The following is a 12,367-nucleotide window of genomic DNA, read 5'->3' as shown; positions in this document are numbered from 1 at the left end:
GCAGCGGGGCGTGAAAATGACTATAGACGCTGCGTGGTACACTGCCGGCCAACTGTTTTCCGGAATATGTCCAATGCTCGCGCCCAAAGACTTCCTCGACGCCCTGAGCGGCCACGCCTCTCGCCTGTTCAGCGGCGACACTCCGCTGCCCCGCAATGAAATCGAAAGCCAGTTCAAGGCTTTGCTACAGAGTGGTTTCAGCAAGCTCGACCTGGTCAGCCGGGAAGAGTTTGACAGCCAGATGGTGGTGCTGGCGCGCACACGTGCGCGGCTGGAGAGCCTGGAGGCGAAGGTGGCTGAACTTGAAGCACGGTTGGCGCCACCTTCTGCTGAGTGAACGCGATTGTTGTGGGAGCTGGCTTGCCTGCGATGGCGGTTTATCAGCAGATGATTCTTTGCTGACACACCGCCATCGCAGGCAAGCCAGCTCCCACACTTGTTTTGCGCTGCCGCGCGGATACGTTCTGTAAAACCTCCCCGCCCCGCTCCATCCCACCTCGTCTACCCTTGAAAAAACCGCAGGAAGCGGCCCTCCCATTCAAGGAACGAGCATGTCCCTCGCCATCGTCCACAGCCGCGCTCAGGTGGGTGTAGAAGCCCCCGCCGTCACCGTCGAGGTGCACATGGCCAATGGCCTGCCGTCTCTCACTCTGGTGGGTTTGCCCGAAACTGCAGTGAAGGAAAGCAAGGATCGCGTGCGCAGCGCCATCCTCAACTCGGCGCTGCAATATCCGGCCCGCCGCATCACGCTCAATCTCGCGCCTGCCGACCTGCCCAAGGACGGCGGGCGTTTTGATCTGGCGATCGCCCTGGGCATCCTGGCAGCCAGTGTGCAAGTGCCGGCGTTGATGCTCGATGACGTGGAATGCCTTGGGGAATTGGCGCTGTCCGGCGAGGTGCGCGCGGTGAAGGGGGTGTTGCCGGCCGCGCTGGCGGCGCGCAAGGCCGGGCGCACCGTGATAGTGCCGCGCGCCAATGCCGAGGAGGCGTGCCTGGCGTCGGGGTTGAAGGTGATTGCGGTGGATCACTTGCTGCAAGTGGTGGCGCACCTGAATGGGCATGTACCGATTGAGCCCTACGCGTCCGACGGTTTGCTGTACCTGAACAAACCTTACCCGGACCTGAGTGAAGTACAGGGCCAACTCGCGGCCAAGCGAGCATTGCTGATCGCGGCGGCGGGCGCGCATAACCTGTTGTTCAGCGGACCACCGGGCACCGGCAAGACTTTACTGGCCAGCCGGCTACCGGGCTTGCTGCCGCCGTTGAGCGAGCAGGAAGCGCTGGAAGTGGCCGCAATCCAATCCGTGGTCAGCCTGGCACCGCTGAGCCATTGGCCAAACCGCCCGTTTCGCCAGCCGCACCACTCGGCATCCGGGCCGGCGCTGGTGGGTGGCGGCTCGAAGCCACAACCGGGGGAAATCACCCTGGCTCATCACGGGGTGTTGTTCCTGGATGAACTGCCAGAGTTCGATCGCAAGGTACTGGAGGTGCTGCGCGAGCCATTGGAGTCGGGGCACATCGTGATCTCCCGAGCCCGTGACCGGGTGAGCTTCCCGGCGCGCTTTCAACTGGTCGCGGCAATGAACCCCTGCCCTTGCGGCTACATGGGCGAACCCAGTGGGCGTTGCCGGTGTACGCCGGAACAGATCCAGCGCTATCGCAACAAGCTCTCCGGGCCGCTGCTGGACCGGATTGATTTGCACCTGACAGTCGCGCGAGAAGTCACTGCGCTGAGCCCCGCCCAACAAGCCGGTGATACCACCGCGCAAGCGTCCGCTCAGGTGGCGCAAGCCCGGGAACGCCAGCACCAACGCCAGGGTTGCGCCAATGCATTCCTCGATCTGCCCCGGCTGCGCGAACACTGCCAGTTGGCCAAAGCCGATGAAATCTGGCTGGAAAGCGCGTGTGAGCGGCTGACATTATCACTGCGCGCAGCCCATCGATTGCTCAAGGTGGCTCGCACCCTGGCGGACCTTGAGCAAGTGGAAGGCATCGCCCGCCATCATTTGGCGGAGGCGTTGCAGTACCGACCAGCCGCAAATGGCTAGCACTTGTCAGGCAAAATCCAGCAGCAGCCTCGCCACTTCCAACACGTCTTGCAGCACCGCTTCTGCGGACTCTGCGGAAGGCTTGAGCATCAGGTCATCGGCATAGCCCATCGCCAGGGCGAAGATCTGCCGTGCAGCGCGTTGAGACGACTCGCAGCGAAAGACGCCATCGGCAACGCCCCGCTCGATCACCTCGGCAAGCATGCTTTGCCATTGGGCGTTGATCACCAGATAAGCCTGAGCCATTTGCGCGTCGTGCATAGCCTCGTCCCAGGCGTCGAGCCACAGCGCCCAGCCGGCATCAGCGGTGCTGGGCAGGCAGTCGCGCAAAAAACCCACGAACGCCTCCAGCGGTGGCGCATCGGCCAACGGCTCGCGCACTTCATCCAGTTGCTCATTGGCAAAGCGTACGAAGGCTTCGCGGCGCAGTTCATTCCAGTCGCTGAAGTAGTGATAGACATGACTGCGCGACAAGCCGGCATGTTCGGCGAGGTCACGGGTGGATACATCGGCGAAACCCTTGCTGCGAAACAGCTCCAGGGCGGCGGCGATGATCTGGTCTTTACGGTCGGTACGCGACATGGCAATTCCTTCGAGCACAAGCAGATAAGCGGGACTTGCTTTTTGAGCGATCGCTCAAGGATACTTGAGCAGTCGCTCAATAATAGCGTCTATTACTCCTCTGGTGCACCCATGACATCCGTCACCCCACAAATTCTGATAGAAGAAAGCAAGAAAATCGGCCAGCAGTCTGCCAGCCAAACCCTCAAGGCTATTGCCAGAGCCTATCCCGGCAAGCTGTCTTGCACCTTGTCGCTGGTGGCGCTGGAGAACGCACTGTTGTTGGCCTACCCGCTGTTTGCCGGGTTCGCGGTGGATTCGATTATCCGCGGCGATGCCACCAGTGCGTTGTTCTATGCCGCCGTGGTCATGGCGTTCTGGGCCGTTGGGGCGGCGCGACGGGCGCTGGACACCCGTACGTTCACGCGCATCTACGCGGACCTTGCGGTGCCGGTCATTCTCAACCAGCGCCAACAGAACCACAGCACCTCGAAATCGGCGGCACGGGTAGTACTTGCTAGGGAGTTTGTCGACTTCTTTGAAAAGCACGTGCCTATCATCGCCACGGCGTTGGTGTCGATTGTGGGCGCGGCAGTGATGCTGATCGTGATTGAGCCGTGGGTAGGTATGGCCTGCCTGGCCGCGCTGCTGCTGTGCATCACCTTGTTGCCACGCTTTGCACGGCGCAATCAGGAACTACACGAGCGCCTGAATAATCGCCTGGAGAAAGAAATTGGTCTGGTCGAAAAAGTCGGCGCGCCGACCCTGCGACGTCACTACCAGTTGCTGTCACGCCTGCGCATCTGGCTTTCAGACCGCGAGGCTGCGGCGTTCCTGTTTATCGGCATGACCGCGGCCTTACTGTTCGTGGTTGCGATCAGCCAATTGGCCATGTCCCCAGCGGTGAAGGCCGGCCACATCTACGCCGTCATGACCTATCTGTGGACCTTCGTCACCAGCCTGGACGAAGCGCCAGGCATGGTCGACCAACTGGCGCGGCTCAAGGACATTGGCAAGCGCGTAGACCCAGGGCTTGGGGAGGCCTGAGCCTCAACGAAACCGATCCACCTCATGACGCAAGCCTGCCGCCAAGGTCTCCAGTTCCTTGGCGGTAACTGCCAGGTTGGACACCACTTCACGCTGCTCGCTGTTGGCCAGCGCAATGCTCTGCAGGTTGCTGCTGAGCAAGGTCGCGGTGCTGCTCTGTTCCTGGGTGGCGGTGGTGATCGCAGCAAATTGCTGGCCGGCCGAGCGGCTTTGCTCGTCGATACGCGCCAGGGCCGAGGCCACGTCGGCGTTGCGCGACAGGCCTTCCTGCATCAGCGCATTGCCGTGCTCCATGGTGCTGATGGCGTTGCCGGTTTCCTGCTGGATGCTCTGGATCATGCCGGAGATTTCATCGGTGGCCTGGCGGGTGCGCGAAGCCAGGTTGCGCACTTCGTCGGCGACCACGGCGAAGCCACGGCCTTGCTCGCCGGCGCGCGCAGCCTCGATGGCGGCGTTGAGCGCCAGCAGGTTGGTCTGTTCGGCGATGGCGGTAATCACGCCGACGATCCCGCCGATTTCCTGGGAACGCTGGCCCAGGGTGTTGATCACGGCAGCGGTGCTGTTCAGCGCAGTGGCGATATGTTCCAGGGACGATGACGCCTCTTGCATCGAGCTGCGGCCGATACGGGTTTGCTGGGCATTCTCTTGAGCCAGGCGCTCGGTGTTGCCCATGTTGTCGGCAATGTTCAGCGAGGTAGCACTGAACTCTTCCACCGCACCGGCCATGCTGGTGATCTCGCCGGACTGCTGCTCCATGCCTTCATAGGCACCGCCGGACAAGCCCGACAGCGCCTGGGCGCGGCTGTTGACCTGTTCGGCGGCGGTACGGATATGCGACACCATGGTCGACAGCGCCTCACCCATCTGGTTGAAACTACGCGCCAGCTGGCCGATTTCGTCATGGCTGGACACATTGAGCCGCGCACTCAAATCGCCCGCGCCCAGGGCCTGGGCCTGACGCACCAGCTCGCTCAATGGCGCCAGCTTGCTGCGCAACAGCCACACCGTGGCGCCCACTGCCAGCAACATCGCCAGCACACTGCCCACCACCAGGCGGATGCCGACTTCCCAGGTCACTGCGCGAATCTCAGCCTTGGGCATGCTCGCTACCACCGCCCAAGGGCCGCCTTCGAACGGCACCGAGACGCTATAGAAATCTTCGTTCTTGTCGCTCCAGAAACGGCCAGCACCCGGCTTTTTCGCCAGGTCGAGCATCACGGCAATCGCCTGATCCGGCGCTTGCACGCCAGCCGGCGGCACCAGCCAGTGCTTTTGCTCATCCAGCAGCGCGAGGGAGCCGGTCTGGCCGATACGGAAGCGCTTGAGGTTTTCAAACTGGGCGTTCTGGGCATCGGTGTAATCGAAACCGATGAACAGCACGGCGATGACCTGCCCACTGCTGTCACGTACGGGGCTGTATTGGGTCATGTAGGAGCGGTCGAACAACACGGCACGGCCGATGTAGGTCTGGCCGCTCACAACGCGCTGGTAGGCCGCGCCCTGACGGTCGAGCACGGTGCCAATGGCGCGATTGCCGTCCTGCTTGGTCAGGGAGGTGCTTACACGGATAAAGTCGTCGCCGCTGCGCACGAACACCGTGGCCACGCCACCGGACATCTGCTTGAACTCATCCACCTCTTCGAAGTTATTGTTCAGCACCTCATTGCCCAGGTAGAGGCTCGGCGTCTGCACGCCGGCCACGGCCACGGGCTGGTCCGCACGCACACTCAAGCCGGCGCCGAAGCGCTTTTCAAACAGCCCGCTCAAACGCTGGGTGCTTTCACGCAAGGTGCTGTGGAAGGTGTTGAGTTGGTCGGCGAGCAAACGCGCCTCGCTGGCCAAGTGTTCCTCGCGGGTGGCGAGGTTGGCGGAGTCGAGGGTACGAAGGGCGAAGACCGTACTGCCGCTGATCACGACAGCCAGAATCACGGCGAGTGCAAGGCCTAACTGGGAGGCAATCCGGGCACGAGGTTGAGACATGACAGCTCCTGGCCGAGGCCAGGATCATCCTGATCTCATAGCGCTGCTCGGCAAATTATCTAGTGGGAAACGGTAGTGCACGAGGGTTCCAACACCTTTCTTCGGCGGCATTTGGCAATACTTGAGCGAATCACAGGGGTATCCCGCAAACGATTGCACAAACGGTCCGGCCCTACTCAATCGAGGCGTTCAACCTGAGGCAACTCCATTGCCTTGACTTCACCTTGAAGAAATTCCGCCAACCGTCGCAAACGTTCGCCACCCGGACGGGTTTTCGGCCACACCAGGTAGTAGCTTTCCCCACTGGCGACCGCCGTAGGCCACGGCAGGCTCAAGCGTCCCTGCGCCACGTCTTCGGCCACCATCAACAAATCACCCATGGAGACGCCATAGCCTCGGGCGGCGGCTATCATGCCCAGTTCAAGCGTGTCGAACACCTGCCCACCCTTGAGTGAAACGTGAGATGACAACCCCATGCGCTGCAGCCAGTAACGCCAGTCGCGGCGGTCAGGCGTCGGGTGCAGCAGTTCGGCGGTTGCCAGCCGCGTCACGTCCCAGGGACCGTCGTCCAAAAGATTGGGGGCTCCCACCGGGATAAGCATTTCCGCAAACAGATAACTGGCCTCCCAGTCCGCCGGAAAGTGCCCGTTGCTGAGCAACACCGCGCAGTCGAATGGCTCTTGGTTGAAGTCCACTTCATCAATGCTCATCCACGCACTGGTGAGTTGCACCTCATTGCCTGGCTGCAATGCGCGGAAGCGACTCAACCGCGCCAGCAGCCAGCGCATGGTCAAGGTTGACGGCGCCTTCATACGCAGGATGTCATCTTCGGCATTCAAGGTATGGCAAGCACGCTCCAGGGCAGCGAAGCCTTCCCGTACGCCAGGCAGCAACAAACGCGCTGCTTCCGTGAGCTGCAAAGTGCGACCGCTGCGCTGGAACAATCGGCAGGCGAAATAATCTTCGAGCGTACGGATATGCCGGCTGATCGCACTCTGGGTAATCGACAATTCCTCAGCCGCGCGGGTAAACGAGTGGTGGCGGGAGGCGGCTTCAAATGCCCGCAAGGCATAAAGAGGAGGAAGACGACGAGACATGCTGAAAGCTCCGACTGCGCAATCTGGAAACCCTACCAGAATCGCTCATACATGAGTTTTAATCATGCTAACGATCGCTTTTATCCTTTTGTGCAATGCGCTGAATGCGCCGAGAATCAACCCTTCCCCACCTTCCTGACCATTCGAGTGTGATGATCATGCAACATCCGGCACGTACCGAACTCTGGGCCATTCTGCGGCTATCGGGGCCGTTGATTGCCTCACAGTTGGCGCACATGCTGATGGTGCTGACCGATACCTTGATGATGGCGCGCTTGAGCCCCGAGGCACTGGCCGGCGGAGGCCTGGGCGCGGCGAGCTATTCGTTCGTGGCGATCTTCTGCATCGGCGTGATCGCAGCCGTGGGCACCCTGGTCGCCATTCGCCATGGCGCGGGCGATATCGACGGCGCTACTCGCCTGACCCAGGCCGGGCTGTGGCTGGCGTGGTTGATGGCCCTGGCGGCGGCGTTGCTGTTATGGAACTTGAAGCCGGTGCTGCTGATGTTCGGCCAGACCGAAACCAACGTGCATGCGGCCGGGCAATTCCTGACGATCCTGCCCTTTGCCCTGCCCGGCTACCTGAGCTTCATGGCCCTGCGCGGCTTTACCAGCGCAATCGGCAAGGCCACCCCGGTGATGGTGATCAGCCTGTGCGGCACCGTGGTCAATTACCTGCTCAACCATGCACTGATCGAAGGCATGTTCGGCCTGCCGAAACTGGGCCTGATGGGCATCGGCCTGGTGACCGCCATCGTCGCCAATGGCATGGCGCTGGCACTGATGTGGTACATCCGCAGCAACCGCGCCTACGCCGCCTACCCGCTGGGCACCGGCCTGCTGCGCCTGAATACCCACTACCTGCGCGAGCTGTGGCGCCTGGGCCTGCCGATTGGCGGCACCTATGCGGTAGAGGTCGGGTTGTTTGCCTTTGCGGCGTTGTGCATGGGCACCATGGGCAGCACGCAGTTGGCGGCGCACCAGATCGCCCTGCAGATTGTCTCGGTGGCCTTCATGGTGCCGGCGGGGATGTCCTACGCGGTGACCATGCGCATCGGCCAGCATTACGGCGCCGGGCAGTTGCTGCAGGCACGCCTGGCCGGACGAGTGGGCATAGGATTCGGCGCCATGGTGATGTTGGGGTTTGCGGCGGTACTGTGGCTGTTTTCCGACCCACTGATCGGATTGTTCCTCGACCATGACGACCCGGCGTTCCATGACGTCATCGTGCTGGCGGTGAGCCTGCTGGCCGTCGCCGCCTGGTTTGAATTGTTCGATGGCGTGCAGACCATCGCCATGGGTTGTATCCGTGGCTTGAAGGACGCCAAGACCACCTTCCTGGTGGGCCTGGGTTGCTATTGGCTGATTGGCGCACCGTCAGCCTGGTTGATGGCGTTCACCCTGGGCTGGGGGCCAACAGGCGTCTGGTGGGGCCTGGCACTGGGCCTGGCGTGTGCGGCGGTGAGCCTGACCTGGGCGTTTGAGGCGAAGATGAAGCGGATGATTCGGCAGGAGCCGGATACTCCTGTTGGATTCCGAGCGGCCGTGCCGGACTAGCGAGTGCACGCGGCCCATGTGGGAGCTGGCTTGCCTGCGATAGCGGTGTGTCAGGCTAATCATTATTAGCTGAACGACCGCTATCGCAGGCAAGCCAGCTCCCTCATTTGAACCACTTTGAAGGCTTAACCCAACAGCGCCTGCTGGCTTTGCCCGAACATCAGGTATTCCACCAGCTCTGGCAGCGGCAACGGCTTGCTGATCAGGTAACCCTGGACCTGGTCGCACCCAAACAAGCGCAAAAGCTCAAGCTGCTCAGGGGTTTCCACGCCTTCGGCGACCACTTCCAGGTTGAGGTTGTGGGCCAGGTTGATCATGGCGTGCACCAGCTTGCGGTTTTCTTCGCGCTCTTCCATGCCGCCGACAAAGCTCTTGTCGATCTTCAACAAGGCAATCGGCAGGCTGTTGAGGTGCACAAACGACGAAAAACCGGTGCCGAAGTCATCCAGGGAAAACCGCACACCCAGCCGGCCAAGGGCGTCCATGGTCTGCTTGACCAGGTCGCTGCGGCGCATCACGGCGGTTTCGGTCAATTCGAACTCCAGCCATTGCGCTTCCACGCCGCGCTCGGCAATCAGGCGGCTGAGAGTGGACAGCAACTGACTGTCCTGGAACTGGCGAAACGACAGGTTGACCGCCATGTGCAGCGGCGGCAGGCCGCGTTCACGCAGGTCTTGCATGTCGCGCAGGGCTCGGGAGATCACCCAGTAGCCCAATGGCACGATCAGACCACTCTGTTCGGCCAGCGGCACGAATTCGCTAGGCGGCAACAAGCCGCGCTCACCGTGGCGCCAGCGCACCAGAGCTTCGAGGCCAACGATATGACCGTCGTCCAGGTCCAGTCGCGGCTGGTAATGCAGCTCCAACTCATCGCGACGCAAGGCCCGGCGCAGTTCACTTTCCAGGTCGGCCAGGCTGCGCGCGTTGCGGTTGATGCGTTCATTGAAGATATGAAAGGTACAGCCCTGGGTGCTTTTAGCCTGCTGCATGGCGATATGGGCATGCCACATCAACGGGTCGGCGCCAGCGCGGGCTCGAGCATGGGCCATGCCCAGGCTGCAACCGATCAACAGGCTTTCGCCATCCACCCAATAGGGTTCGGCCATCACTTCGGTGATGCGCTCGGCCATCCATTCGGCGCGCTGGGGCGCCCGGCGGGTATCGATCAACAAGGCAAACTCATCGCTGCCCAGGCGCGCCAGTTGGTCCCCGGCTTCGAGCTGGCTCTTGAGCCGCGACACCACTTGCAGGATCAAACGGTCGCCCGCCTGATGGCCGAGGGCATCGTTGGCATGACGAAAATTGTCCAGGTCCAGATGACCGAGGGCCAGGCCACGGCCTTCGTTTTCTGCCAGCCGGGCGGCCAGCAAGGTCTGGAAGCCCTGACGGTTGGCAATACCGGTGAGCGGGTCTTGCTCGGCCAGGCGCTGCAAGGTGTTTTCCAGCACGCCGCGCTCGCGCACATGGCGCAGGCAGCGGCGCAATGTGTCGGCGTCCAATGCATCCAACACCAACCAATCGCTGACACCCAGCGGCGACACCAGTGGCTCCTGCTCCAGCAGCAATACACACGGCAGGCTGCACCGGCCGGGGCCGGGCTGCAGGCTGGGCGTGGTCAATAACACAGCACCCTGGTCGTCATCGAACAGGCGGCTTACCGAGTCCCAGTTGGGCGCACTGATCAGCACAGCCCCTTCGCCCATCGGCGCCAGGCACTCGCGCAACAACGCTGCCCACTCGGGCTCATCGGCCAGCAGCAGCAAACGCAAGGGTTCGACAGGCGTAGACACGCTAACTCCCTAGACTCTGCAAAATTTCATTAGCGGTGCCATTATGACGTGCGGCCTGACAATGACAAAGAATGACAAATGATAGGTGTTATCAAACACGTAGACTGTAAATATTAGTCTCGAATAATCCTTAACATCCTGCGGCAAAGTAGCAAAACCGGCAAATTTAGATCGAGTGGTACGTCACACCGTCGTTCTATGGCAGCAGAATCTTTCCAGCCTGTTAAAATGCCCGCCCTTTTGAACAACGACCCCTGAACTTCCGTATGTCCCGACTCAATCCCCGGCAGCAAGAAGCCGTGAACTACGTCGGCGGCCCTCTATTGGTGCTCGCCGGTGCAGGCTCCGGCAAGACCAGCGTGATCACGCGCAAGATCGCGCACTTGATCCAGAACTGCGGCATCCGCGCCCAGTACATCGTCGCCATGACCTTCACCAACAAGGCGGCGCGGGAAATGAAAGAGCGGGTCGGCACCCTGCTCAAGGGTGGCGAAGGCCGTGGCCTCACCGTGTGCACCTTCCACAACCTGGGCCTGAACATCATCCGCAAGGAGCATGTGCGACTGGGCTACAAGCCGGGCTTCTCGATCTTTGACGAGACCGACGTCAAGGCCCTGATGACCGACATCATGCAGAAGGAATACGCGGGCGACGACGGCGTCGACGAAATCAAGAACATGATCGGCTCGTGGAAAAACGACCTGATCCTGCCCGCCGAAGCCCTGGAAGCTGCACGCAACCCCAAGGAGCAGACCGCCGCCATCGTCTACACCCACTACCAGCGCACGCTCAAGGCGTTCAACGCCGTGGACTTCGACGACCTGATCCTGCTGCCAGTCAAGCTGTTCCAAGAGCACAAGGACATCCTGGAGAAGTGGCAGAACAAGGTGCGCTACCTGCTGGTGGACGAATACCAGGACACCAACGCCAGCCAATACCTGCTGGTGAAGTTGCTGATCGGCACGCGCAACCAGTTCACCGTGGTGGGCGACGACGACCAGTCGATCTACGCCTGGCGCGGCGCCCGCCCGGAAAACCTGATGCTGCTCAAGGAAGACTACCCCTCCTTGAAAGTGGTGATGCTGGAGCAGAACTATCGCTCCACCAGCCGCATCCTGCGTTGCGCCAACGTGCTGATCTCCAACAACCCCCACGAGTTTGAAAAACAACTGTGGAGCGAGATGGGCCATGGCGACGAGATCCGTGTGATCCGCTGCCGCAACGAAGACGCCGAAGCCGAGCGCGTCGCCGTGGAAATCCTCAGCCTGCACTTGCGCACCGACCGGCCCTACAGCGACTTTGCGATCCTGTATCGCGGCAACTACCAGGCCAAGCTGATCGAGCTGAAACTGCAGCATCATCAGGTGCCGTATCGCCTGTCGGGCGGCAACAGCTTTTTCGGACGCCAGGAAGTCAAAGACCTGATGGCCTACTTCCGGCTGATCGTGAACCCGGACGATGACAACGCCTTCCTGCGCGTGATCAACGTGCCACGCCGGGAAATCGGCTCCACCACCCTGGAAAAGCTCGGCAACTACGCCACCGAACGCAAGATCTCGATGTACGCCGCCACCGACGAAATCGGCCTGGGCGAACACCTGGACACGCGCTTCACTGATCGCCTGTCACGCTTCAAGCGCTTCATGGACAAGGTCCGCGAGCAGTGCGCCGGCGAAGACCCGATCAGCGCCCTGCGCAGCATGGTCATGGACATCGACTATGAAAACTGGCTGCGCACCAACAGTTCCAGCGACAAGGCCGCCGATTACCGCATGGGCAACGTCTGGTTCCTGATCGAGGCGTTGAAGAACACCCTGGAAAAAGACGAAGACGGCGAGATGACCGTCGAGGACGCCATCGGCAAGCTGGTGTTGCGCGACATGCTCGAGCGCCAGCAAGAAGAGGAAGACGGTGCCGAAGGCGTGCAGATGATGACCTTGCATGCGTCCAAGGGCCTGGAATTTCCCTACGTGTTCATCATGGGCATGGAAGAGGAAATCCTCCCGCACCGCTCCAGCATCGAAGCCGACACCATCGAAGAAGAACGCCGCCTGGCCTACGTGGGCATTACCCGCGCACGTCAGACCCTAGCCTTCACCTTTGCCGCCAAGCGCAAGCAATACGGTGAAATCATCGATTGTGCCCCCAGCCGGTTCCTGGATGAACTGCCGCCGGACGACCTGGCCTGGGAAGGTAATGACGACACTCCCACCGAGGTGAAGGCCGTTCGCGGCAACACCGCCTTGGCGGATATACGCGCGATGTTAAAGCGCTAGAATCGACTACTT

Annotated in this window: 9 protein-coding genes and 1 pseudogene; 5 read left to right on the top strand and 5 right to left on the bottom strand. The window is 61.3% G+C overall.

Annotated elements, in window-relative coordinates; all coding sequences use genetic code 11:
- Positions 1–73: 73 nt before the first annotated feature.
- The gene (locus tag GIV35_RS02935) at positions 74–337 is read left to right on the top strand and encodes an accessory factor UbiK family protein (RefSeq protein ID WP_034129057.1); all 264 of its coding nucleotides are present in this window, start codon (positions 74–76) and stop codon (positions 335–337) included.
- Between the two features lie 214 nt (positions 338–551).
- Positions 552–2,048: a YifB family Mg chelatase-like AAA ATPase gene (locus GIV35_RS02930; protein ID WP_236264209.1), complete on the top strand. Its 1,497-nt coding sequence runs from the start codon at positions 552–554 to the stop codon at positions 2,046–2,048.
- Positions 2,049–2,054: 6 nt separating this feature from the next.
- Here GIV35_RS02930 and GIV35_RS02925 read toward each other — a convergent pair whose 3' ends face one another.
- Positions 2,055–2,630 (bottom strand): TetR/AcrR family transcriptional regulator, encoded by a 576-nt coding sequence (locus tag GIV35_RS02925; RefSeq protein WP_236264207.1) that lies wholly within the window; start codon positions 2,628–2,630, stop codon positions 2,055–2,057.
- Positions 2,631–2,741: 111 nt separating this feature from the next.
- Between GIV35_RS02925 and GIV35_RS02920 the strand changes: the two genes are divergently transcribed.
- On the top strand, positions 2,742–3,656 hold the full coding sequence (locus GIV35_RS02920; protein ID WP_236264205.1) for an ABC transporter six-transmembrane domain-containing protein: 915 nt from the start codon (positions 2,742–2,744) through the stop codon (positions 3,654–3,656).
- Between the two features lie 3 nt (positions 3,657–3,659).
- On the opposite strand, the gene GIV35_RS27430 is transcribed toward GIV35_RS02920, so the two are convergent.
- The 3 genes and pseudogenes from GIV35_RS27430 to GIV35_RS02910 all read right to left on the bottom strand — a co-directional run bounded on the left by GIV35_RS27430 (position 3,660) and on the right by GIV35_RS02910 (position 6,733).
- A complete protein-coding gene (locus tag GIV35_RS27430; RefSeq protein ID WP_430962202.1) occupies positions 3,660–4,382 on the bottom strand; it encodes a methyl-accepting chemotaxis protein in 723 nt (240 codons plus the stop codon).
- A gap of 180 nt (positions 4,383–4,562) precedes the next feature.
- Positions 4,563–5,636 (bottom strand): annotated as a pseudogene (locus tag GIV35_RS27425) (Cache 3/Cache 2 fusion domain-containing protein); the annotation flags it as partial.
- A gap of 176 nt (positions 5,637–5,812) precedes the next feature.
- Positions 5,813–6,733 (bottom strand): LysR substrate-binding domain-containing protein, encoded by a 921-nt coding sequence (locus GIV35_RS02910; protein WP_014720465.1) that lies wholly within the window; start codon positions 6,731–6,733, stop codon positions 5,813–5,815.
- A 152-nt stretch (positions 6,734–6,885) separates the two neighbouring features.
- Between GIV35_RS02910 and GIV35_RS02905 the strand changes: the two genes are divergently transcribed.
- A complete protein-coding gene (locus tag GIV35_RS02905; RefSeq protein ID WP_236264203.1) occupies positions 6,886–8,289 on the top strand; it encodes a NorM family multidrug efflux MATE transporter in 1,404 nt (467 codons plus the stop codon).
- 125 nt (positions 8,290–8,414) lie between these two features.
- Here GIV35_RS02905 and GIV35_RS02900 read toward each other — a convergent pair whose 3' ends face one another.
- Positions 8,415–10,079 carry a putative bifunctional diguanylate cyclase/phosphodiesterase gene (locus GIV35_RS02900; protein ID WP_057975303.1) on the bottom strand — a complete coding sequence of 555 codons (1,665 nt, stop codon included), beginning with the start codon at positions 10,077–10,079 and terminating at the stop codon, positions 8,415–8,417.
- Between the two features lie 266 nt (positions 10,080–10,345).
- Here GIV35_RS02900 and rep point away from each other — a divergent pair, with 266 nt between their 5' ends.
- Positions 10,346–12,355 carry a DNA helicase Rep gene (rep, locus tag GIV35_RS02895; RefSeq protein WP_005792464.1) on the top strand — a complete coding sequence of 670 codons (2,010 nt, stop codon included), beginning with the start codon at positions 10,346–10,348 and terminating at the stop codon, positions 12,353–12,355.
- The last annotated feature ends 12 nt before the right edge of the window (positions 12,356–12,367 follow it).

The sequence above is a fragment of the Pseudomonas sp. PA-1-6B genome (assembly GCF_021609545.1).
Taxonomy (GTDB): Bacteria; Pseudomonadota; Gammaproteobacteria; order Pseudomonadales; family Pseudomonadaceae; genus Aquipseudomonas; species Aquipseudomonas fluorescens_BV.
Note: the sequence above shows the minus strand (reverse complement) of the source record. Positions and strands in the feature narration are given on the sequence as shown.